18 protein-coding genes and 2 tRNA genes are annotated in these 23,784 nt (G+C 68.5%); 10 read left to right on the forward strand and 10 right to left on the reverse strand.

Annotation, left to right across the window (positions count from 1 at the left end; genetic code table 11):
• Nucleotides 1-20: 20 nt before the first annotated feature.
• The 6 genes from AAHB16_RS31745 to AAHB16_RS31770 all read right to left on the reverse strand — a co-directional run bounded on the left by AAHB16_RS31745 (nt 21) and on the right by AAHB16_RS31770 (nt 8,651).
• A complete protein-coding gene (locus AAHB16_RS31745) occupies nt 21-1,562 on the reverse strand; it encodes an efflux transporter outer membrane subunit (protein ID WP_342052848.1) in 1,542 nt (513 codons plus the stop codon).
• Nucleotides 1,563-1,566: 4 nt separating this feature from the next.
• The gene (locus tag AAHB16_RS31750) at nt 1,567-3,555 is read right to left on the reverse strand and encodes an ABC transporter permease (protein ID WP_342052849.1); all 1,989 of its coding nucleotides are present in this window, start codon (nt 3,553-3,555) and stop codon (nt 1,567-1,569) included.
• The gene (locus tag AAHB16_RS31755) at nt 3,552-5,255 is read right to left on the reverse strand and encodes an efflux RND transporter periplasmic adaptor subunit (RefSeq protein WP_342052850.1); all 1,704 of its coding nucleotides are present in this window, start codon (nt 5,253-5,255) and stop codon (nt 3,552-3,554) included. The genes AAHB16_RS31750 and AAHB16_RS31755 overlap by 4 nt, the downstream gene beginning before the upstream one ends.
• A 22-nt stretch (nt 5,256-5,277) precedes the next feature.
• Complete coding sequence (locus AAHB16_RS31760; RefSeq protein WP_342052851.1) at nt 5,278-7,401, reverse strand: peptidase domain-containing ABC transporter; 2,124 nt, start codon at nt 7,399-7,401, stop codon at nt 5,278-5,280.
• Entirely contained in the window at nt 7,398-8,288 is an 891-nt protein-coding gene (locus tag AAHB16_RS31765; RefSeq protein ID WP_342052852.1) for a hypothetical protein, read from the reverse strand. Before AAHB16_RS31765 ends, AAHB16_RS31760 begins: the two co-directional genes overlap by 4 nt.
• A 198-nt stretch (nt 8,289-8,486) precedes the next feature.
• Nucleotides 8,487-8,651 (reverse strand): hypothetical protein, encoded by a 165-nt coding sequence (locus AAHB16_RS31770; RefSeq protein WP_342052853.1) that lies wholly within the window; start codon nt 8,649-8,651, stop codon nt 8,487-8,489.
• A 243-nt stretch (nt 8,652-8,894) separates the two neighbouring features.
• On the opposite strand from AAHB16_RS31770, the gene folD reads away from it, so the two are divergent.
• From folD to AAHB16_RS31795, 5 genes are all read left to right on the forward strand, one after another.
• The gene (gene folD / locus AAHB16_RS31775; RefSeq protein WP_150371388.1) at nt 8,895-9,758 is read left to right on the forward strand and encodes a bifunctional methylenetetrahydrofolate dehydrogenase/methenyltetrahydrofolate cyclohydrolase FolD; all 864 of its coding nucleotides are present in this window, start codon (nt 8,895-8,897) and stop codon (nt 9,756-9,758) included.
• 141 nt (nt 9,759-9,899) lie between these two features.
• The gene (locus tag AAHB16_RS31780; RefSeq protein ID WP_150371387.1) at nt 9,900-12,002 is read left to right on the forward strand and encodes a M3 family metallopeptidase; all 2,103 of its coding nucleotides are present in this window, start codon (nt 9,900-9,902) and stop codon (nt 12,000-12,002) included.
• 18 nt (nt 12,003-12,020) lie between these two features.
• Nucleotides 12,021-12,479, forward strand: coding sequence for a hypothetical protein (locus AAHB16_RS31785; RefSeq protein WP_150371386.1), 459 nt, complete (start codon nt 12,021-12,023; stop codon nt 12,477-12,479).
• Between the two features lie 36 nt (nt 12,480-12,515).
• A complete protein-coding gene (gene xth, locus AAHB16_RS31790; protein ID WP_150371385.1) occupies nt 12,516-13,313 on the forward strand; it encodes an exodeoxyribonuclease III in 798 nt (265 codons plus the stop codon).
• Complete coding sequence (locus AAHB16_RS31795) at nt 13,310-15,145, forward strand: SulP family inorganic anion transporter (protein ID WP_223851408.1); 1,836 nt, start codon at nt 13,310-13,312, stop codon at nt 15,143-15,145. Before xth ends, AAHB16_RS31795 begins: the two co-directional genes overlap by 4 nt.
• Before the next feature lie 121 nt (nt 15,146-15,266).
• Here AAHB16_RS31795 and AAHB16_RS31800 read toward each other — a convergent pair whose 3' ends face one another.
• Nucleotides 15,267-15,530: a DUF1488 domain-containing protein gene (locus AAHB16_RS31800; protein WP_109582625.1), complete on the reverse strand. Its 264-nt coding sequence runs from the start codon at nt 15,528-15,530 to the stop codon at nt 15,267-15,269.
• A 226-nt stretch (nt 15,531-15,756) separates the two neighbouring features.
• On the opposite strand from AAHB16_RS31800, the gene AAHB16_RS31805 reads away from it, so the two are divergent.
• Nucleotides 15,757-15,832, forward strand: a tRNA-Lys gene (locus AAHB16_RS31805).
• 66 nt (nt 15,833-15,898) lie between these two features.
• On the opposite strand, the gene AAHB16_RS31810 is transcribed toward AAHB16_RS31805, so the two are convergent.
• Together AAHB16_RS31810 and AAHB16_RS31815 are read right to left on the reverse strand one after the other, a co-directional pair.
• A complete protein-coding gene (locus AAHB16_RS31810) occupies nt 15,899-17,284 on the reverse strand; it encodes an 8-oxoguanine deaminase (RefSeq protein ID WP_342052854.1) in 1,386 nt (461 codons plus the stop codon).
• A gap of 124 nt (nt 17,285-17,408) precedes the next feature.
• Nucleotides 17,409-18,308 carry a LysR substrate-binding domain-containing protein gene (locus tag AAHB16_RS31815; protein ID WP_342052855.1) on the reverse strand — a complete coding sequence of 300 codons (900 nt, stop codon included), beginning with the start codon at nt 18,306-18,308 and terminating at the stop codon, nt 17,409-17,411.
• 78 nt (nt 18,309-18,386) lie between these two features.
• Here AAHB16_RS31815 and AAHB16_RS31820 point away from each other — a divergent pair.
• Nucleotides 18,387-18,462 (forward strand) — tRNA-Lys (locus AAHB16_RS31820).
• Between the two features lie 121 nt (nt 18,463-18,583).
• Here AAHB16_RS31820 and typA read toward each other — a convergent pair.
• Entirely contained in the window at nt 18,584-20,404 is a 1,821-nt protein-coding gene (typA, locus tag AAHB16_RS31825) for a translational GTPase TypA (RefSeq protein ID WP_150371382.1), read from the reverse strand.
• A 216-nt stretch (nt 20,405-20,620) separates the two neighbouring features.
• On the opposite strand from typA, the gene AAHB16_RS31830 reads away from it, so the two are divergent.
• The 3 genes from AAHB16_RS31830 to AAHB16_RS31840 all read left to right on the forward strand — a co-directional run.
• Nucleotides 20,621-21,109 (forward strand): MarR family winged helix-turn-helix transcriptional regulator, encoded by a 489-nt coding sequence (locus AAHB16_RS31830; RefSeq protein ID WP_342052856.1) that lies wholly within the window; start codon nt 20,621-20,623, stop codon nt 21,107-21,109.
• Nucleotides 21,106-22,566, forward strand: a complete 1,461-nt coding sequence (locus tag AAHB16_RS31835) for an efflux transporter outer membrane subunit (protein WP_342052857.1) — start codon at nt 21,106-21,108, stop codon at nt 22,564-22,566. Before AAHB16_RS31830 ends, AAHB16_RS31835 begins: the two co-directional genes overlap by 4 nt.
• A 43-nt stretch (nt 22,567-22,609) precedes the next feature.
• The coding region (locus AAHB16_RS31840) for an HlyD family secretion protein (protein WP_342052858.1) at nt 22,610-23,784 on the forward strand (1,175 nt) is incomplete at its 3' end.

The raw sequence follows: 23,784 nt of genomic DNA on the forward strand, positions 1-23,784 counted from the left end.
CGCCGCCATCGCTTCGGCCATCAGCTGCGCGGCAGGGCTCGCCACCCCGCGCGCGCGGGTCCCCAGCCGGAGCGTCTGCCGCGGCCGCCCCGCGCCGCCCCCCCACCCCTGCGCGCGGGGCCCCCGGGGGCCCCGCGCGGCGCGGGCCGCCGGGGGGCGGCGCCCCGCGGATCCGTCATCTCCTCCGTGCCCCCCAACGCGCGGAACAGCGTCATCTGCGCGCGTAGCTGGTTCACGCGCGTGGTCAGCGCCGCGGCGCTCGCCTCGCGGCGCGCACGCCCATCGTCGAGCGCCGCGCGCAACGTTCCCTTGCCCGCCACATAACGCGCCATGCTCAGCGCTTCCGCGCGCGTGGCCGCGTCCAGCGCGGCACGCACCTCCCCCGCCTCGCGCCCCAGGCTCTCGCGCTCCACCATTGCCTCGTTCACCTCCACGAGCGCCGCGTACAGCGTCTTCTGGTACGTCGTCACGCTCTCGTCGTGGTTCACGCGCGCGATATCGGACGCCATCTGCAATGCCTGCCATTTGAGCAGCGGCATCATCAGGCCGCCTCCGAGCGTTCCGAACGGATTCGAGAACAGCTGACCGAGGTCGCTGCTGCGGCCCGTGGCATCGGCGGTCAGCGTCAGTTTCGGGTAGAAATCGGCGATGCTCGCATCGTAGAGATTGAGCGTCGCGCGCATGCGGGTCTCGGCGGCGGCCACGTCCGGCCGCCGCGCGAGCGCCGTGGCCGGCAGCCCTGGCGCCAGTTCGGGCAGATCGGCGCTCGGCAGGGTATAGGCCGCGGCGGCCTCGGCCGCCACGGGTGCCGACAGCAGCTTGCCCAGCGTCAGGCGCTGCGTATCGCGTTGCCGCAGATGGCGCTCCAGCGCCGCCGATGTCGCCGCCGTATCGCGCTCCGCCAGCGCGAGTTCGATCGCGCTCCCCGCCCCTGCCTGCCTGCGCGCGCGCGTCAGCGAGAGCACCCGCTCCGCGTCCGCGAGGTCGGCCTGCGCCAGCGCGATGCGCGTGTTGAGCTCGGCGATGCTCCAGTACAGCGTGGACACCTCGCCGACGAGCGCGAGCTTCGTCGCCTGCAGATCGAAGGCACTCGCCGCCGCGCGCCATGCGGCGGCCTCCTGCGTGCGCGCCAGTTTTCCCCACAGGTCCACGTCGTAGCTGAGCGCGAGTCCGGCCTCGTAGCCACGCACGCTCGAGCCGCCGTGCTTCAGGTTGCGCTTGGTGCTCGCGCCGGTGCGCAGGTCCAGCGAGGGCATGCCGCGCGCGTCCTCGGCGCCCGCTTCGAGCCGCGCGCGGTACATGCGCAGGCCGGCGAGCGCCAGATCCGCATTGCGCTCGAGTGCCTGCTCGATCAGGGCATCGAGCCGCGCGTCGCCGAATGCGCGCCACCAGCGTGCGTCGGGGCGCATCTGCGTCGCGCCGGCCGGCACGGGCGCGTCCCATGCCGGCGGCAGCGTGGATGCAGGCGTTTCATACGGAGTGCGCAGCAGACTCCCACAGGCCGTACAGGCCATGGCAAGGGCTAGCGCGACGAGCCTGAGCGGCCGGGCCGAACGCCGCATCGCCTTATCCCCTCGCGAGCGCCACGACCGGCACCAGCCGCGACGCATTGCGCGCGGGCACGTAGCCAAATCCCACGCCAACGGCAATTGCGGTGGCGCAGGCCCCGGCCACCGCCCAGGGCGAGAACACCATCGAGATCTCGTTCTGCAGGCGCCCGATCAGCATGCCGATGCACCAGGCGAACGCCACGCCCGCCAGCGCCCCGGTCAGGCACAGCAGCACGGCCTCGATCAGGAATTGCTGGCGGATGTCGGCGCGCCGCGCGCCGACCGCCATGCGGATACCGATCTCGCGCGTGCGCTCGCTCACGGCCACCAGCATGATGTTCATGACGCCCACGCCGCCGACGACCAGCGAGATCAGCGCCACCGCCGATACCAGCAGCGTCAGCGTGCCGGCGATCGCCTCCACCTTCTTGACGAAGTGGTCGCTGACCATGATGAAGAAATCCTTGCGGCCGTGCAGCTTGGTGAGGATGCGTTCCAGATCGCGCGGCGGCCACGCGCCCTGCCCGGGCTTGAGCCGGACCTTGATCGCATCGAAGTAGTCGCGCGCCTGAAACCGGTACATCTGCGTCGTGTACGGCAGCCACGCCTCGGGCGCGGGTTCGGGGGCGAACAGCGCCTTCCGCGTTCGCGCCACGCCGATCACGCGGCACGGCACCTGATCGACGAGCACGGTTTCGCCGACCGGATCGCGATCCTTGCCGAACAGGCGCCGCGCGAGCGTGTCGTCGATGACGATGACCTGCGCGTGCCGGAATACGTCGCTGGCGGAGAACGCGGTGCCGGACGCCATCGTTGCCCCGGAGGCACGGAAGAACCGGGCGCCCACGCCGCTCAGCGTCACGCGCACGGACCGGCTGCCGCGGCGCGCCGTCGCCGAACCGGCCACGACCGGGCTGACGCTATCGACATAGGGCTGCATCGCCAGCAATGGCAGGTCGGTCTCGCCCAGCACGCGGCGTCCCGCCGCGTCGTCGTCGTTCCAGTCCTTGCCCGGAAAGATATCGACGGTATGGGCGCCCAGTGCGCGCAGGTCGTCGATCACGCGCCGCTTGGCGCCTTCGCCGAGGCCGGTGACGAGAATCACGGCCGCGATGCCCATGACGATGCCCAGCATCGTCAACGCGGCGCGCAGCCGATGGCTGGTCATGGCGCGCCATGCCATGGCCAGCGATACGCGCAGGCGCGCGAGCGAGATGACCGATTCCCCGCGTACCGGCGGCTTCGTGCCGTTTCGCGCGGGGCCGTCCGTGCGTGCCGTCAGCGCGGGGCCCGGCGCCACGCGCCGGTCGGCAATCACGCGGCCGTCGCAGAGCTCGACCACGCGTTCCGCCACGGCCGCCACGTCGGGGTCATGCGTCACGATGACGATCGTATGGCCTTCCCGATGCAACGCTCGCAGATGCCGGAGCACCTCCTCGTGGCTCGCGCGATCGAGCGCGCCGGTCGGCTCGTCGGCCAGGATCACCGAGCCGCCATTGATCAGCGCGCGCGCGATGCTGACGCGTTGCTGCTGCCCGCCCGACAGCTGCGACGGCAGATGCGCAAGGCGCTGCCCGAGGCCCAGGCGCCTGAGCAGCTGACAGGCGCGCTTGCGACGCACGTCGGCCCGGATGCCCGCATAGATCGCCGGCATCTCGACATTTTCCAGCGCGGTCAGCGCCGGCAGCAGGTCGTAACGCTGGAACACGAACCCGAACGTGTCGCGGCGCAATGCGGCCAGCGCGTCGGCATCGAGCCGGCGCGTATCGCGTCCGCCGATCCGGTAGGTGCCTTCGGTCGGCCGGTCGAGGCAGCCGAGCAGATTGAGCAGCGTGGTCTTGCCCGATCCGGACCGGCCGACGATGGCCACCATCTCGCCCGCGTGGATTTCGAGGTCGAGCGGCTGCAGCGCCATGGTCCGCGCGCCAGCAACCTTGCCCGCGCGGTCCGACACGGTCTCGTACGCGCGCGCCACGCCGCGCAGCTCCAGCAGCGGCCGTCTCACGCCTGCCCCCGCGATTCTGTCCGCCGTCCTGCCCCCACCTCGACCCGCGCACCTGTACGCGCCACGGCCCACGGCTCGGCCCACGTCTTGGCCCACGTCTTGGCCCACGTCTTGGCCCGCGCCACGGTTCGCGCCTCGGCCCGCGCTACGGTCCACTCCACGGCCCGCGCTACGGTCTGCGCCACGGTCCACGCGTCTGGACGCGCTTCGATCCGCGCTTCGATCCGCACGTCGGCCCGCGCGTTTGCACGCGCCTCGGCCCACGCCTCGGCCCGCGCTTCGGTCCGCGCCACGGTCCACGCGTCTGTACGCGCTTCGATCCGCGCCTTGGCCCGCGCCACGGCCCGCGCTTCGGTCTGCGCCTCGGTCCGCGCTTCGCTCCGCGCCACGGGCCACGCATCTGTACGCGCTTCGATCCGCGCTTCGGGCCTCGCTTCGGTCCACGCCTCCGCCCGCGCGTCCGCACGCGCTTCCGCCCGCACGTCGGCCTGCACATCAGCCAGCGGCTCCACCATGACCGCCTCGCCCTCTTCCACGCCGCGAAGAATCTGTACCCAGACATGATCGCTCAGCCCGATCTCCACCTCGCGGGTCTCCCATCCCGCGATCCGGCCCTCCGCGCCGCGTCGCCCCACCTGCACCGTATGGCGCCCGTGCGCGTCGGGACCGCTTACCGCGGCCGCCGGCACGCGCACCGCGCCGTTCGCGCGGCCCGTGACGATGGATACCTGCGCCGTCATCGACGGCTTGAGCGCGTGGTCGCCGTTGGCCACCAGGAATTCACCGTGGTAGTAGATCGCGCCGCCCTGCCCGCTCGCGGCCGGCACGTCGCCACCGGGCGAGACCGCCGGCGCGGGCGCAATGCTCCGCAGGACGACCGGAACCCTGCGCTGCGGTGCGCCGAGGATGGAGAACCATCCGCCCTGCCCCGTACGCACACGCACCACGTCCGCCTCCGAGATCCGCGCCTTGACGAGCATCTCGTCCAGATCGGCCAGCACAAGGATGGTCGGCGCCGACTGCACCGCCACGAGCGTCTGCCCCACCTCGGCGGTGACCGAGATGACCTGCCCATCCATCGGCGCGACGATGCGGGTATAGGCCAGGCTCGCCGCCGCCGACTCCACCGCGATGCGCGCCTGCCGCACCGTGGCCTCGAGCGCGGCAACGTTCGCCGCGCTCGTCTCTGCCTGCGCGCGCGCGACATCGAGATCGGCTTCGGTATTGGCCTCGGTCTGCCGCATCGCCAGCTCGCGCTTCCACGCCAGCCGATGCTGGCGCAGCTGCGCCAGCTGCGCGGACCGCTGCGCCTCCGCATGCGTGAGCGCCGCCTCCGCACGCTTCAGTTCGTTCCGCTGCAGCACCGGATCGATCTCCGCCAGCAACTGCCCCCGTTCGACGCGGTCTCCCACACGCACGGCCAGCGTCTTCAGCTGACCGCTGACCTGCGCCCCCACATTGACCTGCCGCAGCGGCACGATGGTGCCGGTGGCGAGCACGGTCTCCTCGATATCGCCGCGCGTCGCCACCGCCAGCGGCATCGGCGCCGTGGCGGACGACAGCCTGTGCCACGCCACCACGCCCGCCACGCCCGCGACCGCCACGACGGCCATGACCGCGACCGTCACCATGCCGGTCAACGCGCGGCCGAATGCCGGCCGACAGAACGCGCGCATCATGTATTCGTCACCGCCCCACATCCCCGTTCTCCGATACCGCGCATCAGCCCGCCCGCCGATGCGCGAAGCGGTGCACGCAGTGCAAGGCGCCCGCGCGCAATTCGTAGACCGCATCGAACAGCGGCAGCAGGCTGCGATCGTGCGTGACGACGATGGCCACGCCCTCGCCAGCGGTAATCGCGCGCATGACCTGCCCCGCGCTCACGTCGTCGAGGTTCGCCGTCGGCTCGTCGAAGATGCGCACCGGCGAACGCGCGTACAGCGCGCGCGCCACCAGCAGCCGCTGGCGCTCGCCCGCCGAGAGCGATGCGGTAGCCTCGCTGATCACGGTCGCCAGGCCCGCGGGCAGGCTTGCGAGCCGCGCGGCCAGTCCAAGCTCGTCCGCGATGCGCGCGCAGGTGCCGAGCTCCGGCCTGGCCGCGAACATCGTGATGTTGTCGGCGACCGAACCGCTGAAGAGCGTATCGAACGCCGTCTGCAGGTAGCAGTACGCGCGCAGCGCCGCCCAGTCCGCCGCCTCGGCCCCATCGATGCGCACGCTGCCCGCGCCGGGCCGCTCGAGCCCCGACAGCAATGTCAGCAGCGTGGTCTTGCCCGCGCCGGACGGCCCGATGATCGCAATCTTCTCGTCGCGCCGGACTTCCAGCGACAGGTTGTCTAGCAGCGCTTCACCGCCGTCGTGCCGCATGCAGAGCCCCTGCACGCCAAGCACTTCTGGCGTGGGCTCGTCCGCGCCACCGCGGTGCCCCGCGCCCGCATCCTTGTCATGCTCGAAGATGTCCTGCGCGCGCGCTTCGGCCACGCGGTTCGATCGCATCGACAGCCATGCCCCGTAGATCTGGCCCACGGCACCGATGGCCATCTGCCGCAGAAAGGCAAACGCGTAGAACCCGCCGAACGTCAGTTCGCCGGCCATGATGGCCCGGCCGGCAATGCCCAGCGTGATCATCAGCTCCACGCCGCCAACAAGCGTGTAGGCCGTGCGCTGCCGCAGTTCGAGGTCCGCCCCCGCGCGCCATGCCGCGGTCACGCGCTGCGCGAGCCGCGTAAAGGCAATGCCGCGCGCGTGCTGGATATTGGCCGACTTCAGCGCCGTAATGCCCTGCACGCTCTCCAGCAGGAACTGGCGCTGCTCGGCACCGGAGACCTCGTCCTCGACGCGAATGACCTGCGCCTGCATCACGTAGCGCTGCGTCAGCACCCCCGTGACGATCATGCCGGCCACGCTCACGAGCGCGAGCGCCGGCTGCAGCCAAGCCATGACCGCGACGGTCACCGCCGAGATCGCCGACGCGCAGAGCAACGCATTGCCGAGCTGCGTCCGATCGCGCGCGGCTTCGCCAAACGCCACGAGGCGCTCGACGATATCGCCGGGCTTGCGGCGCGAGAAATAGCGCAGGCGGTTGTCGAGCAACTGACCGAATCCGTGGGTCATCGCATGGGTGCCGGTACCCGCGCAGCGCCGATGCATCGCGCGCGCACTCAGGCGATCGAACGCGCAGACACCCACGAGCGCCAGCACATAGGCAAGCGCGACGTTCTCGTAGAGATCGAGGTTCTCGCGATCGAGCATCCAGTCGACAGTCATCCCCACGAACAGCGGCGTGAGGAACGCCAGCAGCCCGGCGCCGATCATCAGCGCGAGCAGCCGCGCGCCGCCGGCCAGCCCCAGCATGTCGATACGCGCGCGCCGCCGGCTGTCGGCCGTCCGCGGCTGCGGCCGGACGGTTTCGTCGAGCACCAGCGCGTAGCCGGTCGCCACGCTCGCCAGTTCCGAGGCGTGCATCACGTGCATGCCCACCGCCGGGTCGAATACCTGCATGCGATGGCCGCCGCCTCGCATGGCCAGCACGAAATGATTGCCGCCCACATGCAGAATCGCGGGCAACGGCAGCTCCCGCAGCGCGTCGCCGGGAAAGCAGACCGGATCCGCCGCGACGCCATGCGCCGCCAGCGCGTCGGCAAGATCGGCGAGCGACATGCCCAGCAGCGGCGCCCCATGCCGCGCGCGCAGGTCCGCCAGCGTGACCTCGCGCCCCAGCGATTGCAGCAGCATGGCCAGGCAGGCGAGGCCACACTCCGACGTCTCGCCCTGATAGACGGGTTCGATCGGATGCAGCCCTTTGACGGCGCCGAACATCGTGCGTGTGATGGTGCGTGAAGTCATGCCCGACGCTCCGCGCTGTCGTTGAAGTAGAACAGGGAGGAAAAATGCCAGAGCAGCCACTGGTCGCCATGCGCGCGCAGCGCCTGCTCCAGGCAGCGCGCGATACCGTCGAGGTCGTCGCAGGCATCGAAGATGCGGATGGCCAGCCGGTCGCCGCGCCAGTAGACGTAGAACGGCAGGATGCCGACGCCCGCCATGCGCGCGAAACTCTCGGCGCCGACATGCAGGCGTGCCTGCCGGCCGAACATCCGCACGGAACGCGTGCGCATCGGATAGCCCAGATAGGCTTCCGAGAATTGCGGCAGGATGTCGGGAAAAATCACGAGGTTCGCCGCGCCGTCCCTCAGCTCGCGCATGATCGCGCGATGGGCGGCGGGCGGTGCGTCGGGCGGATGCTGCAGCACGGTGATGCCATGCGCGCGCAGATGCGCGGCCTCCATGAAGCCGATGCGGTCCTGCCCATAGATCGAGAACACATGCGTGCGCCGTGGCGCGGCCAGCGCGGCCACCACCGTCGCGGCGATATCGGAACACATATGGAGGGGCGCCAGCACCGGCGGCCCGCCCCGGCGGGAAGCATGCCGCACGGCCGCATCCAGCTGCGCGGCGCAATCCTCGAGCATCGGCATCAGACTGGGCGCCGCGCTGCAGACCGCGGAATCCAGCATTATGCGCTGACGCATGGCCGCGGCGTATCGCATCCCGCCAAACACGCCCGCCACGTCGCGACGCAGGCGCTCGCACGTCATGCCACGCACGCGATCGCGCATGGCCCGCGCGCCAGGCATCAGGGGCAGACGGCAGAGCCGCATCATCAGGCCGACGTCGGCGCGTGCCCAGAATTGCGCCTGTGCCCATGTGGCACCGCGCCGGAGCCTGTCTTGCACCGCCTCGCCGGTCATTCCCATGCCAAGCGATATCGCGAGAGATATCTGCATCACTTTCAATGTCGCAACCACCAGATCAACGCCGATCCCTCCCACCCAAGCGGGAGGGATCGGACCCGCCGGGCGGCCGCGGCGAAGAGGCGCTAGCATGTCCCTCCCCGCCACGGCGCGCCCGGCGTCACGACGCGCGCCGGCGCATCAACCCCACTTGCCGCGGCGAACGTAGACGTTCACGACCGTGGAGCTGCGGGCCTGCGCGCGCGCGCGGCTCTGGGCAGCCGGCGCGGAAGCGCCATCGTTGCCGCCCACCACGCCATGCGCCTGCTGACGGCTCATCTTGCGAATCTGATTGACGTTATGCATCACTAATCCTCACTAGTATCACTGTGGTCTGGGATAACACGCGCCAGAACCTTCCGGCGCGTGGAAGTCATTCTCCGGTTCAACCCCCATGCCGCCGCGATTCTTCACAGAACTTTGCACGCGCGCCGCCGCGGCCACGAACAGGCGGGCGAACCCTTATAATTCGCCCATTGCGCCGCTCGTCGCCCCCAAGACGCCTTGACGCTCGACGCCCCGACTCACCCTCAGCAGCCCAGCACATCCATGTCCGCTCAACTGATCGACGGCAACGCCCTTGCCAAACACATCCGAACCGAAGCCGCCCAGCGCGCCGCCCGCCTGACCGAACGCGGTCACCAGCCCGGCCTCGCCGTGGTACTGGTCGGCGAGGACCCGGCCAGCCAGGTCTACGTGCGCAACAAGGTGAAGGCCTGCGAGGACAACGGTTTCCACTCGTCGCTGGACCGGTATCCGGCCGACCTCTCGGAAGCCGACCTGCTCGCGCGTATCGACGCGCTGAACCGCGACCCGAAGATCCACGGCATCCTGGTCCAGCTGCCGCTGCCGAAGCACATCGACAGCCACAAGGTCCTCGAGGCCATCGCCCCCGAGAAGGACGTCGATGGCTTCCACGTCGCCAACGCGGGCGCGCTGATGACCGGCGCCCCGCTGTTCCGCCCGTGCACGCCCTACGGCTGCATGAAGATGCTCGAGTCCGTCCAGTACCCGCTGCGCGGCGCGCGCGCGGTCGTGATCGGCGCGTCGAACATCGTCGGCAAGCCGATGGCCATGCTGCTGCTGCAGGCCGGCGCCACGGTGACCATCTGCAACAGCAAGACGCGCGATCTGGCCGCGCACACGCGCGATGCCGACGTGGTCGTGGCCGCCGTGGGCCGCCGCAATATCCTGACCGCGGACATGGTGAAGCCGGGCGCGGTCGTGATCGATGTGGGCATGAACCGCGACGATGCCGGCAAGCTGTGCGGCGACGTCGATTTCGCGGGCGTGCGCGAGGTGGCCGGCTACATCACGCCGGTGCCGGGCGGCGTAGGCCCGATGACGATCACGATGCTGCTCGTCAACACGCTGGAAGCCGCCGAACGCGTCGCGGACGCCGCGCGGGCCTGACGCCCCCGGGCCGGCTAACGGCCCGATTGAAAACGCATACTGGAAATTTCGCCGCGAAGGCCTCATCTTGCACATAGGTGCCGCCGCCCGAGGCGGCCTTCACCGAAGCAACGCCGTCACCGAATATTCGTGAGAACCGCCATGGAAAAAGACGTCACCTCCCTGCAAGACAATCCCCTGGCCGACTTCACCGACCTGCCGCGGTTCGCCGAGATCCGCCCCGAGCACATCGGACCCGCGCTGGACGTACTGCTCGCGCAGGCCCAGGCCGCCGTGGATCGCGCCGAAGACCCCGCCACGCCCGCCACATGGCGCGATGCCGTGGAGGCGCTGGAAGCCGCGACCGAACCCCTCGGCCGCGCCTGGGGCGTCGTCGGACACCTGAGCGCCGTCGCGGACACCCCGGAACTGCGCAAGGCGCATGCCGACAACCTGCCGCGCATGACCGAGTTCTGGTCGTCGCTGGGCCAGAGCCTCGCGCTGTACGACAAGTACAAGGCCGTGGCCGCCGGCCCCGAATTCGCGGGCCTGAGCCCCGCGCGCAAGCAGTTGCTCGAGAACGAGCTGCGCGGCTTCCGCCTGGGCGGCGCCGAGCTGGCGGAGGACCGCAAGCCCCGCTTCGCGCAGATCCAGGAAGAACAGGCCCAGTTGTCCAAGGCCTTTTCGGACCACGTGCTGGACGCGACCAATGCCTACGGCCTGTTCGTCGAGGACGAATCGCGCCTGGCCGGCATTCCCGAGGACGCGAAGGAAGCCGCGGCCATGGCCGCGCAGAAGGACGGCAAACCCGGCTGGAAGTTCACGCTGCATTTCCCGTCGTACTTCCCGGTGCTCCAGTACGCGGACGACCGCGCGCTGCGCCAGACCATGTACGAAGCCAGCGTCACGCGCGCGTCCGAGCTGGGCGCGAAGTACGGCAGCGGCAAGGACGAGTGGGACAACACCGCGAACATGCGCGACCAGCTTGCGCTGCGCCGCGAAGAAGCGCAGATGCTCGGCTACGCCAACTATGGCGAGGTCTCCCTCGTGCCGAAGATGGCCGAATCGCCGGCCGACGTGCTGCGCTTCCTCGACGAACTCGGCGTCAAGGCCCGCCCGTACGCCGAGAAGGACTGGGCGGAACTGCGCGCGTTCGCGGCCAGCGAGCTCGGCCTGAACACGATCGAGCCGTGGGACGTGGCCTATGCCTCCGAAAAGCTGCGCCAGCAGCGTTATGCGTTCTCGGAGCACGAGGTCAAGCAGTACTTCCCGGAGCAGAAGGTGCTCGAAGGCCTGTTCGGCGTGATCGAGAAACTGTTCACGGTCCGGATCGAACCCGATCAGGCGCAGACCTGGCACAAGGACGTGCGTTTCTTCCGCGTGGTCAATCCGCAGGGCGCGCTGCTCGCGCAGTTCTACGTCGACCTGTACGCGCGCGAAGGCAAGCGTGGCGGCGCGTGGATGGACGACGCGCGCGGCCGCAAGGAGCGCGACAACGGCACCGTGCAGACGCCCGTGGCCTACCTGACCTGCAATTTCTCCGCGCCGGTCGGCGACAAGCCCGCGCTGTTCACGCACGATGAAGTCATCACGCTGTTCCACGAGTTCGGGCACGGCCTGCACCACATGCTGACGCAGGTGGGCGACCTCGGCGTGTCGGGCATCAACGGCGTGGAATGGGATGCCGTGGAACTGCCGTCGCAGTTCATGGAAAACTTCTGCTGGGAGTACGAAGTCCTGTCCGGCATGACCCAGCATGTCGAGACGGGCGAGCCGCTGCCGCGCGCGCTGTTCGATCGCATGCTCGCGGCCAAGAACTTCCAGAACGGCATGATGACGCTGCGCCAGATCGTGTACTCGTCGTTCGACATGCATCTGCACACCGACTTCGACCCGCAGGGCGGCAAGACGGTGCTGGAGCTGTCGCGCGAGATCAACAACCGCGTGCACGTGGTGCCGCAGCATCCGCTGTCGCGCTGGCCGAACACGTTCAGCCATATCTTCGCGGGCGGCTACGCGGCGGGCTACTACAGCTACAAGTGGGCGGAAGTGCTGTCCGCGGACGTCTATGCGGCGTTCGAGGAAGCGGCGCAGCTGTCCGGCAGCGTGCTCGACGGCGAAACGGGCCGGCGCTACCACCGCGAGATCCTGTCCGTGGGCGGCAGCCGCCCGGCGATGGAATCGTTCGTCGCGTTCCGGGGCCGCGCGCCGCAGATCGACGCGCTGCTGCGTCACGGTGGCATGGCCGAGGGCGTCTCCGCGTAACCGCCCCATGCTCCGCGCATGAACCTGCCCTTCCCGATCCGCACCGAGTGTCCCCCGGGCGCGTGCGTGTGCGACCGGGAAGCGCTCCTCGCGGATCCGAACGCGGACCTCCGCATCCTGCGGCTCACGCGCGAGGAAGAGAAGCGCCTCGTCGACAGGCTCGAGAATCTTTCGAGCCTGGCCGACCTGCGCAAGATGGAAGAACGCATGCACGCCCAGCTCGGCATCGTCGTGACGATCACGCCGAGCGCGCGCGAGGTCCGTACCACGCGCGGCATCCATATCCAGCTCGCCGACCAGCCGGGCCTCTGCCGCAAGACCAAGCAGAACATTCCAGCCGCCATCCGCCGCAGCATGGAACGGCATCCGGAAATCGCCTACGCCATCCTCGACGGCTACGATCTCGTCGGACAGGGCGGCCTCGATCTCGCGGGTAGCGACGGTGCGGGGGGGAACGACTCGGGCGGGCACGAATAGTACAATCGCGGCATTCCATCCGCACTCCCCCCACCCATGCGAATCGCCAGCTGGAACGTCAATTCCCTCAAGGTCCGTCTGCCCCAGGTATTACAGTGGCTCGCCGCGCAGGACGCGGCCGGTACGCCGATCGACGCGCTCTGCCTGCAGGAATTGAAACTCCCCGACGACAAGTACCCGCTGGCCGAACTCGAGAATGCCGGCTTCCACAGCGTGTACACGGGCCAGAAGACCTACAACGGCGTGGCCATCGTCGCGCGCGACGGCAGCATGCCCGGTCCCGTCGATGTCGTGCGCAATATCCCCGGCTTCGAGGACACGCAGCAGCGCGTGGTCGCCGCGACCTACGGCGACGTGCGGCTGATCAGCGCCTATTTCCCGAACGGCCAGGCGCTGGACTCGGACAAGTTCGTCTACAAGCTCGACTGGCTGCGCGCGCTCACGCCGTGGATCCAGTCGGAGATGGCGCGCTACCCGAAGCTCGCGCTGCTCGGCGACTTCAATATCGCCCCCGAGGACCGCGACGTGCACGACCCCGCCAAGTGGGAAGGCCAGAACCTCGTCTCGCCACCGGAGCGCGATGCGTTCAGGGCGCTGGTCGCGCTCGGCCTCGTCGATGCGTTCCGCATGTTCGAGCAGCCCGAGAAGATGTTCTCGTGGTGGGATTACCGCATGATGGGCTTCCGCCGCAACGCGGGCCTGCGCATCGACCATATCCTGCTGTCGCCCGAACTCGCCGGCCGTTGCACCGCGTGCGCCATCGACAAGGAACCACGCCGCTGGGAGCAGCCCTCCGACCATACGCCGGTAGTGGCGACGCTCGACCTCGCATGATGCCCGCGGCTGGCGATCGCGGTCTGCGGGGCGTGGTCCCCCGCCTGTTTCCATGGGCGCGACGCATCACGCCGCTGACGCTGCGCGCGGACCTCATCGCCGGCCTGCTCGGCGCGGTGCTCGTGCTGCCGCAGGGGGTCGCGTTCGCGACGCTGGCCGGCCTGCCGCCGCAGTACGGCATCTACACGGCGGTGGTGCCCTGCATCGTCGCCGCGCTGTTCGGCTCCAGCTGGCACGTGATGTCGGGGCCGACCAACGCGAACTCGCTCGCCCTGTTCGCGATGCTGAGTCCCGTCGCCTTCGCGGGCAGCCCCGCATATATCGCGCTCGCGCTCGCGGTCACGATCCTCGTCGGTCTGCTGCAACTCGCGGTGGGCGTACTGCGCCTCGGCTCGCTCGCCAACTTTATCTCGCCGTCGGTGCTGCTGGGCTTCACGTGCGGCGCCGCCACGCTGATCGCGCTCTATGCGCTCAAGGACCTGTTCGGACTCGCCGTGCCCACCGGCACGAGCGCGTTCGGGGTCGTCCGCTTCCTGTTCGAGAACCTCGACACCATCAACTGGAACGCGGTGGCGGTCGGCGCCATCACGCTAGGCGTCACGCTCGCGGTGCGCCGCGTGTCGCGCCGCCTGCCGTTCATGCTGATCGGCCTGCTCGCGGGTTACGCGGCCGCGCTGTCGCTCAATGCGAGCGGCTGGGGCGATCCGCGCCATGTGAACGTGATCGGCCCGATCCCATCGGCCTTCCCGCCGTTCCAGTTGCCGGATCTCAACTGGCGCACGCTGCCGGACCTGCTCGGCATCGCGTCCGCGCTGACGATCGTCGCGCTGGGCCAGTCGATCTCCATCGCCAAGGCGGTGGCGCTGCGCTCGGGCCAGCATATCGACGCCAACCGCGAATTCATCGGCCAGGGGCTGTCGAATATCGCGGGCGGCCTGTTCTCGAGCTATATCTCGTGCGGCTCGCTGAACCGCTCGATGCCGAACTTCGAAGCCGGCGCGCAGACGCCGATGGCGAGCGTGTTCTCGGCGCTGCTGCTCGTGGTGCTCGTGCTCGTCAGCGCCCCGCTGCTCGCGCAGATTCCGCACGCGGCCATCGCCGCGATGCTGCTGCTCGTGGCCTGGGGGCTGCTCGATATCGCGCGCCTGCGACGTATCGCGCGGCTGTCCCGCATCGAGTTCGCGATCGCCATCGGCACGTTCGCCGCCACGCTCGTCATCCGGCTCGAAATGGCCGTGCTGCTCGGCACGATCCTGTCGCTCGTGGCCTATCTCTACCGCACGTCGCGCCCCGCGGTCCGCAGCCTCGTGCCCGACGCCGACGATCCGGGCCGCCGCTTCACGCCCCTCGACGAGCTCCATCGCCCGCAACCCGAATGCCCGCAGCTCAAGCTGCTGCGCATGGAGGGTGCGATCTTCTTCGGCGCCGTGCAATACGTGACCGACCGCCTGCACTGGCTGCGCACAGTCGATGCCAGTCAGACGCATCTGCTCGCGATGACCAAGAGCATGAACTTTATCGATCTGGCCGGCGCGGAGATGTGGGAATCGGAACTCGCGGAGCGGCGGGCGGCGGGCGGCGATCTCTACTTCCACCGGCCACGCACGCAGGTGCTGGAGACGTGGGCGCAGACCGGCTTTGCCGACAAGCTCGGACCCGACCACGTGTTCCCGACCAAGCGGCAGGCGCTGCACACGATCATTGCCCGGCTTTCACCCGAGATCTGTGCGCAATGCCACGTACGCATCTTCGAGGAATGCGCAAGCCGTCCCGGCGGCCCGGATTACCGTGCGTCGGAAGATGAAAACATCAGGGGGGATAAACCTCTGTGAAGGTACGCCGGCTGGCCCGATAGAGAACCGGGGCCGATGCCGGCGCAGGAGGGTCGCGTCGTCGGTGCCTGCCGAATCGCTACGACGACCCGGCGCCACCAGCGGCGCAAGACTGCGCGTCTTACACCGGCGCCACGTGTGCGCGTTTCACGACGATCGGCTGGGGCACGCCCTGCTCGATCAGTACTACCGCCGCGCGTTCGATGGTCTCGCGACCTGCGCGGAATGCTTCTTCCAGTGACAGCACCTGGTCGGCACTGAAGCCTTCCCACAGCGCTTCGCGCGTCACCACGCACGTCACTTGCTCGCCATCGACGAGCGCATGGAACAGCAGTCCCTCGTTATTGATGTCGTAGCGCTCTTGCTCCTGGAATTTGATTTCCATCATCACAGCCCTCCATATGCAAGTGGAGAAGCATCCTAACATGGCTCGCCCCAAGTCGTGTGCGAAGACCCCCAACTCGCGCCGAGATTGCATGACGTTCGGGCGTGCGATACGTGCCATCACAGGTCGTCTTTGCATACCTATGTGTCGTTGTCATGGATGCGCGTGTATTTTCTGCCCGGGATTTGACAAGCGCAAAATTGATGATAAAATCTCGTTCTTCGTTGGGGCGTTAGCTCAGTTGGTAGAGCAGCGGACTCTTAATCCGTAGGTCGAGTGTTCGAGTCACTCACGCCCCACCAGCGAATTTAAAAAAGCCGGAACCTGAAAAGGTCCCGGCTTTTTGCATTCCTGCCGCACATCAATCGTCAATGCGCCTGCGCACGCTCGAACAGCGTCCGCGCCAGCCGCCGATGATCGGCGAGCACCACAGGCAGGTCCGCGGTCCGCAACACGCCGTCCCGCACCACGACCCGGCCGTTGATGACGCTCGTCGCCACCGTGCCCGGCGTGCAGAACACCAGCGCCGCCACGGGATCGTGCCCCGCGCCCGCATAGCCCACGCCCGACATGTCGAACGCCACGACATCGGCCGACATGCCCGGCGCCAGCGCGCCGATATCGTCGCGATCGAGCACCCGTGCACCGCCCAGCGTGGCGATCTCCAGCGCCTCGCGCGCGCTCATTGCCGCCGGCCCATGGCCGACACGCTGCAACAGCATCGCCTGCCGCGCCTCGCCGAGCATATGCGCCCCGTCGTTCGAGGCACTGCCATCGACACCGAGCCCCACGGGCACCCCCGCATCGCGCATCGCGCGAATCGGCGCGATGCCGGAAGCCAGCCGCATGTTCGAGCACGGACAATGCGCGATGCCGGTTCCCGTGCGCGCGAACAGCGCGATACCGGGCGCGTCGAGCTTCACGCAGTGCGCGTGCCATACGTCATGGCCGACCCAGCCGAGGTCTTCGGCATATTCGGCCGGTGTCATGCCAAAGCGCTCGCGCGAGTACGCAACGTCGTTGTCGTTCTCGGCCAGATGCGTGTGGAGGGAGACGCCATAGTGGCGCGCCATGACGGCGGACTCGCGCATCAGGTCGCGCGATACCGAGAACGGCGAGCACGGCGCCAGCACCACGCGCAGCATCGCGTGCCGCGAGGCATCGTGATACTGCTCGACCAGGCGCTGGCTGTCACGCAGGATCGCGGCCTCCTGCTCCACCACGACGTCGGGCGGCAGCCCACCCTGGCTTTGGCCGACGCTCATCGAACCGCGCGCCGCATGGAAGCGCATCCCCATCTCGTGCGCCGCGCCAATCGCGTCATCGAGTCGCGCGCCGTTCGGATACAGATACAGGTGGTCGCTGGTCGTCGTGCAGCCGGACAGCATCAGCTCGGCCATCGCCGTCCGCGTCGATGCCGCGATCATCTCGGGCGTCAGATGCGACCAGATCATATACAGGTTCGTCAGCCACGAGAACAGCTCCGCGTCCTGCGCGGCGGGCACCGCGCGCGTCAGGCTCTGGTACATGTGGTGATGCGTGTTGACGAGGCCCGGCATCACCACGTGGCCCGTCATGTCGATGACCTCGGCACCGCCCGCGTCGGCACGCTCGCGCCATTCGCGCGGCAGCGCGTCCGTGGGGCCGACCCATACGATCGACGGTCCATCGGCCACCAGCGCGCCGCGCGGAATCTCGCGGCGTTCCGCGTCCATCGTGACGAGCACATCGGCGTTTTGCAGAATCAGGGGCATGACGAAACTCGCTGGGCAATGATGGCCACAGTCTAGGCCCATGCACGCCGCCGAAGGAAGCGCCGATTTTCGCGCGAGGTGTCCACAAAATGCGCACACCTCCGCGCCGGCCGACCCCTCGTCCTCAGCGCTCCAGAACGGCCATGGCCGCCGCCATCGCTTCGGCCATCAGCTGCGCGGCAGGGCTCGCCACCCCGCGCGCGCGGGTCACCAGCCGGAGCGTCTGCCGCGGCAGCCCCGCATCGCGCAACGGCACGTACACCACGCTGCCGTGCGCCCGCGCCTCGCGCACATCGAGCGGATTGAGCAACGCCACACCGCTGCCCGCCGCGGCAAGCCGCTGCAACAGCTCGATCGACGTCGACTCGACCACGGGCACCACCTCGAGCGCCGCCGCTGCAAACGCGCCATCGATCAGCGCGCGAATGGAGAGCGATGGCGCCGGCAACAGCAGCGGATATCCCGCGCACTCGGCCAGCTGCACGGAGACCTGCCCCGCCAGCGGATGCCCGGGCGCGACCACGGCGCCGATCTGCCAGTGGCTGCCGGCGACGATGCGCAACGCGGGCAGATCGGGCAGGTCGTAGCCGAGCCCGATGTCGGCGTCGCCCTCCTCCACCGCGCGCAGGATACTCTCGACCGGCAGGTCGGCCACGCGCACCGCGATGCCCGGATGCCGCTGCCGGAAGTCGTGCACGAGCGATGGCATCCAGGCCCCGGCAAGGGCCGCGGTGACCGCGACCGTCACCACACCGCGCCGCGCATGCCGGATGTCCGCAATCCGCGCGCGCAGCGCCTCGTGTTCGCGCAGCGTCTGCCGCGCGTGGGCCACCACCATTTCGCCGAGCGGCGTCAGCACGAGCCGCCGCTGGATGCGCTCGAACAACGGCGCCCCGAGCTCCGCCTCGAGGTCGAGGATCTGCCGGTTGATCGCGGTGGGTGCGACGTGCAGATGCACGGCCGCCTGACGGATCGAACCGCGGCGAACCACTTCATCGAGATAGCGCAGGACACGAGCGTGCATGGCGCGCATTGTAATCAGAAAAAATGCACGAGAGGGGTTGCGCGTTCTTCGGACGCTGCTATAATCGCTGTCTTCGTTGGGGCGTTAGCTCAGTTGGTAGAGCAGCGGACTCTTAATCCGTAGGTCGAGTGTTCGAGTCACTCACGCCCCACCAGCGAATTTAAAAAAGCCGGAATCCGCAAGGATCTCCGGCTTTTTGCTTTGGCGCTCTCGTAAAAAAGGCCATAAAAAAAACCCTCTCCATCGGAGAGGGTTGTTATCGCTGACGCGATCGCTTACGCGCCTTCGCGCGAAGCACGCTTGCGCTCGTGCTCCTTCAGATGGCGCTTGCGCAGACGAATGCTCTTCGGCGTGATCTCGACCAGCTCGTCGTCGGCGATGAATTCCACCGCGTACTCGAGCGACATCTGGATCGGCGGCACCAGACGCACGGCTTCGTCGGTACCCGACGCGCGCACGTTGGTCAGCTGCTTGCCCTTGATCGGGTTCACGACGAGGTCGTTGTCGCGGCTATGGATACCGATGATCATGCCTTCGTACAGCGCATCGCCCGGCTTCACGAACATGCGGCCGCGATCCTGCAGCTTCCACAGCGCGTAGGCCACGGCATCGCCGTCGTCCTGCGAGATCAGCACGCCGTTGTGGCGATCGCCCAGACCGCCTTCGCGCAGCGGCGCGTAGTCGTCGAAGATATGGCTGATCAGGCCGGTACCGCGCGTCAGCGTCAGGAACTCGCCCTGGAAGCCGATCAGGCCGCGCGCCGGAATCCGGTACTCCAGACGCGTACGGCCCTTGCCGTCCGATGCCATGTCGAGCAGTTCGCCCTTGCGGCGGCCCAGCTCTTCCATCACCGAACCCTGGTGGCCGTCTTCCACGTCCACGGTCAGCAGCTCGTACGGCTCGTGCTTGACGCCGCCGATGTCCTTGAACACCACGCGCGGACGCGACACGGCCAGCTCGTAGCCTTCGCGGCGCATGTTTTCCAGCAGGATGGTCAGGTGCAGTTCGCCACGGCCCGACACTTCGAAGATCGTGTCGTCGCCGGTATCGGCCACGCGCAGCGCCACGTTCGACTTGAGTTCGCGGTCCAGACGCTCGCGCAGCTGGCGGCTCGTCACGAACTTGCCTTCACGGCCGGCCAGCGGCGACGTGTTGACGCAGAAGTTCATGGTCAGCGTGGGCTCGTCCACCTTCAGCATCGGCAGCGCGTCCTGCGCATCCGGCGCCATCACGGTGCAGCCGATACCCAGTTCCTCGATGCCGTTGATCAGCACGATGTCGCCGGCTTCCGCCTCGGGCACGATCTCGCGCTCGAGACCCACGAACTTCAGGACCTGATTGATACGGCCCTTGATCGGGTTGCCTTCCGGACCGAACTTGACCACCACGTCCTGCAGCGGACGCGCGCGGCCACGCGAGATACGGCCCACGCCGATCTTGCCGACGTAGCTCGAGTAGTCGAGCGAGATGATCTGCAGCTGCAGGGGACCGTCCGGATCGTCGTCACGCACGGGCACCTTGTCCAGCACGGTCTCGAACAGCGGCTTCATGTCGCCTTCGCGCACCGCGTCGGTCAGGCCCGCGTAGCCGTTCAGGCCCGAGGCGTAGATCACGGGGAAATCCAGCTGCTCGTCGCTCGCGCCGAGCTTGTCGAACAGGTCGAACGTCTGGTTGATCACCCACTCCGGACGCGCGCCCGGACGGTCGATCTTGTTGATCACGACGATCGGCTTCAGGCCGAGGGCCAGCGCCTTGCGCGTGACGAAGCGCGTCTGCGGCATCGGGCCTTCGACGGCATCCACCAGCAGCAGCACGCCGTCGACCATCGACAGCACACGCTCCACTTCACCGCCGAAGTCCGCGTGTCCCGGGGTATCGACGATGTTGATGTGCGTGCCGTTGTATTCGACGGCACAGTTCTTCGCGAGGATCGTGATCCCGCGTTCCTTTTCCAGGTCGTTCGAATCCATCACGCGTTCCGCGACTTGCTGGTTTTCGCGGAAGGTGCCTGCCTGGCGCAGGAGTTGGTCGACCAGGGTGGTCTTGCCATGATCGACGTGAGCGATGATGGCGATGTTGCGGATAGCGCGGGTCATGAGGCGTCCCCCGAATTCGGAGCGTTCTAAAAATAACCCGACATTCTAGCATGCTGCAGCGCAAGAATGCGATGAATCGCTGCGGACCCGTGCAGACGCCGGTTGTCAGACAGGTCAGTTCATTTTATTGCGAACCGTGCAATATCGAATTGCGGCCATTGCAGCGTTGGCATCACATGCATACATTTGCCCCGGCAACCTTTGCCGTGGCAATGAATGACATCTCAGGCACCTCCCCCCTCCTCGACCGATCCGTTCGATCCCGACCGCTATGAAATGGGCCGCAGTATCGGCTACGTGCTCGCGCGCGCCAAAAGCCACCTTGCCTATAGCGTGGAGCAGGAAGTCAGCGACCTCGATATCACGCATCCGCAGGCCAGCTGCCTGATGATGCTCGCCAAGGGAGCGGCGCGAACGGTGACCGACCTTGGACGCGAACTCGGCACCGATGCCGGTTCCGTCACGCGCCTGCTCAGCCGGCTCGAGAAGCGCGGCCTGATTGCCCGCACACGCCGGGACGACGACCGCCGCGTCGTGGACCTCTCGCTGACTTCGGAAGGCGAGGCCCTCGTCGCCAAGCTGCCCGCGATCTACTGCGGCGTGCTCCGGCGCCATTTCGAAGGATTCACCACGGCCGAAATCGAAACGCTGCGCGGCCTGCTCCAGCGCGTGATCGACAACCATCAGGACCTCTCCAAATCATGAAGCCAGTCCATTCCACCGCATTGAAGGTGCTGGCCGCCCTCGCGGTGTCGATCGTCGCCGGGTGCGCCGCATTCGGCGATGCCCAGAGCACGCAGACCATGACCTCGCCGGACGCGCTCGCGCAAGGCGCGTCGCAGGTACTTGCGCCCGGCCATGGCGAGTGGCCGTCGCAGGACTGGGTCGATCAGTTCCAGGACCCGCAGCTGCGCGCGCTCGTCGATGAGGCCACGCACGACAACCCGAACCTGCAGGCCGCGTTCGCGCGCGTGCAGGCCTCGCGCGCGATGGCCATGGCCACGCGCGCCGCGCTGTACCCGGGCATCGACTTCGAAGGCAGCATCGTGCGCCAGCGCTTCTCGTCCACCGATCTGTTCGAGGGCACGCCCCTCGCGGGTTCGTGGCAGAACGCCTCGCGCATGCAGTTCGGGCTCGACTACGATTTCGACTTCTGGGGCAAGAACCGCGCGGCGCTGGAAGCGGCGCTCTCCGAAGACCGCGCGGCCGAAGCGGAAAGCCAGGCTTCGCGGCTGCTGCTCTCCACGGCCATCGCACGCAACTACAACCGGCTGGCCGCGCTGTACGCGCAGCGCGACGTCGCCGAGCGCGCCATCGCCCAGCGCCGCGACCTGACCGAGCTGTCGCGCCAGCGGCTGTCCGCGGGCCTCGACACGCAGGTGGAAACCACCCAGGCGCGCGGCACGGTCGCGGCCGCGCAGACGGACCTGCAACGCATCGACGAAGACATCGCGCTCGCGCGCAACCAGCTCGCGGCGCTGCTCGGCAAGGGCCCCGACCGCGGCCTGCGGATCGCAAAGCCCACGCTGCTGGCGCACGCCACGCCGACGCTGCCCGACGACCTCGCCATCGGCCTGCTGGGCCGCCGTCCCGATATCGTGGCCGCACGCTGGCGCGTGGAAGCCGCGGCCGGCGACGTGAGCGTCGCGCGCAAGGAATTCCTGCCGGACATCACGTTCAGCGCCTACGCGGGCGTGGCATCGCTCGACCCGTCCAACCTGCTGATGGGCATCAGCCGCACGTTCGGCTTCGGCCCCGCGGTGCAGTTGCCGATCTTCGCGGGCGGCCGGCTGCGCGCGAACCTCAAGGGCCGTTACGCGCAGTACGACATCGCGGTGGCCAGCTACAACCAGACGCTCGTCGATGCGCTGCGCGAAACCGCGGACACGGTGACGAGCATCCGCAGCGTCGATCAGCAGATCGTCACGCAGCGCGAGGCGCTGGATCTGGCCGAGCACGCGTATTCGCTCGCCACCACGCGCTACAAGGCGGGCCTCGGCACGCAGCTCACGGTCCTCAATGCCGAGAGCACGGTGCTGCAGCAGCGCCGCCTCGCCACAGACCTGCAGGCACGCCGGCTCGACCTCCAGATCGGCCTGGTCAAGGCGCTCGGCGGCGGCTACGCGGCCCCCGAGGCCGCGCCAAAACCGACGCATGGCTGATCCCGGCGAACCCACACACGCACCGCACACGCAAGAGACCGATATGAGCACCGACGCGCAATCCGCCGCACCCGCCAACAATAACGGCAACGGTAATGGCAATGGCAACAACAACAAGCGCAAGCGACTGCTGATCGCCCTGACCGCCGCGGTGGTCGTGGCCGGCATCGGCTATGGCCTGTACTGGGGCCTGTACGCCCGCCATTTCGAGAACACCGACGATGCCTACGTCGCCGGCAACGTCGTGCAGGTGACCCCGCTTGCGGGCGGCACCGTCGTCTCGATCGCCGCCGACGACACGCAGCTCGTCACCGCGGGCCAGTCGCTGATCCAGCTGGACCGCGCGGACTCGCAGGTCTCGCTCGAACAGGCCGAGGCGCAGCTCGCGCAGGCCGTGCGCGAGGTCCGCACGCTCTACGTCAACAACGGTTCGCTCGCGGCCAATGTGGCCATGCGGCAGGCCGACGTGGCCAAGGCGCGCGAGGACCTCGTGCGCCGCCAGGCCATCGCCAATTCGGGCGCGGTATCGAGCGAAGAGATCGCCCACGCGCGCACCGCGCTGCAGGCCGCGGACTCCGCGCTGCTCGCCGCGCAGGAGCAGCTCGCCTCGAACAAGGCGCTGACCGACCAGACCACCGTCGAGAAACATCCGAACGTGCAGCGCGCGGCCGCCAACCTGCGCGCCGCGTATCTCGCGTTCGCGCGCTCGACGCTGCCGGCGCCCGTCACGGGCTACGTGGCCAAGCGCTCCGTGCAGGTGGGCCAGCGCGTGGCGCCGGGCACGCCGCTGATGGCCGTGGTCCCGCTCGACCAGGTCTGGGTCGATGCGAACTTCAAGGAAGTCCAGATCACGCATATGCGCGTCGGCCAGCCGGTCGAACTCGAAGCCGACGTCTACGGCTCCAAAGTGAAGTACCGCGGCAAGGTCGAGGGCTTCTCGGCGGGCACCGGCGCGGCGTTCTCGCTGCTGCCCGCGCAGAACGCCACCGGCAACTGGATCAAGGTCGTGCAGCGCCTGCCCGTGCGCATCGCGCTCGATCCGCAGCAGCTCAGGGACCATCCGCTGCGCGTGGGCCTGTCGATGAACGTCAGCGTCGACGTGCGTAACGAGGATGGCGGCGCGATGGTATCCGCCATCACGCGCGGGCCGATGGAGACCGACGTCTACGACAAGGTCGCGCAGGATGCGGATACGCTCATCGCGCGCATCGTCGCGCT

The sequence above is a fragment of the Cupriavidus sp. OTU4054 genome, from assembly GCF_038440175.1.
In the GTDB taxonomy this organism is placed as follows: domain Bacteria; phylum Pseudomonadota; class Gammaproteobacteria; order Burkholderiales; family Burkholderiaceae; genus Cupriavidus; species Cupriavidus pauculus_D.

Bases quoted from the DNA above. Each gene is read 5' to 3' on its own strand.
- AAHB16_RS31745 (WP_342052848.1), bottom strand. From the start codon at position 1,562: ATGCGGCGTTCGGCCCGGCCGCTCAGGCTCGTCGCGCTAGCCCTTGCC.
- AAHB16_RS31755 (WP_342052850.1), bottom strand. From the start codon at position 5,255: ATGTGGGGCGGTGACGAATACATGATGCGCGCGTTCTGTCGGCCGGCA.
- AAHB16_RS31760 (WP_342052851.1), bottom strand. From the start codon at position 7,401: ATGACTTCACGCACCATCACACGCACGATGTTCGGCGCCGTCAAAGGG.
- AAHB16_RS31770 (WP_342052853.1), bottom strand. From the start codon at position 8,651: ATGCATAACGTCAATCAGATTCGCAAGATGAGCCGTCAGCAGGCGCAT.
- folD (WP_150371388.1), top strand. From the start codon at position 8,895: ATGTCCGCTCAACTGATCGACGGCAACGCCCTTGCCAAACACATCCGA.
- AAHB16_RS31780 (WP_150371387.1), top strand. From the start codon at position 9,900: ATGGAAAAAGACGTCACCTCCCTGCAAGACAATCCCCTGGCCGACTTC.
- AAHB16_RS31785 (WP_150371386.1), top strand. From the start codon at position 12,021: ATGAACCTGCCCTTCCCGATCCGCACCGAGTGTCCCCCGGGCGCGTGC.
- xth (WP_150371385.1), top strand. From the start codon at position 12,516: ATGCGAATCGCCAGCTGGAACGTCAATTCCCTCAAGGTCCGTCTGCCC.
- AAHB16_RS31795 (WP_223851408.1), top strand. From the start codon at position 13,310: ATGATGCCCGCGGCTGGCGATCGCGGTCTGCGGGGCGTGGTCCCCCGC.
- AAHB16_RS31800 (WP_109582625.1), bottom strand. From the start codon at position 15,530: ATGGAAATCAAATTCCAGGAGCAAGAGCGCTACGACATCAATAACGAG.
- AAHB16_RS31810 (WP_342052854.1), bottom strand. From the start codon at position 17,284: ATGCCCCTGATTCTGCAAAACGCCGATGTGCTCGTCACGATGGACGCG.
- AAHB16_RS31815 (WP_342052855.1), bottom strand. From the start codon at position 18,308: ATGCACGCTCGTGTCCTGCGCTATCTCGATGAAGTGGTTCGCCGCGGT.
- typA (WP_150371382.1), bottom strand. From the start codon at position 20,404: ATGACCCGCGCTATCCGCAACATCGCCATCATCGCTCACGTCGATCAT.
- AAHB16_RS31830 (WP_342052856.1), top strand. From the start codon at position 20,621: ATGACATCTCAGGCACCTCCCCCCTCCTCGACCGATCCGTTCGATCCC.
- AAHB16_RS31835 (WP_342052857.1), top strand. From the start codon at position 21,106: ATGAAGCCAGTCCATTCCACCGCATTGAAGGTGCTGGCCGCCCTCGCG.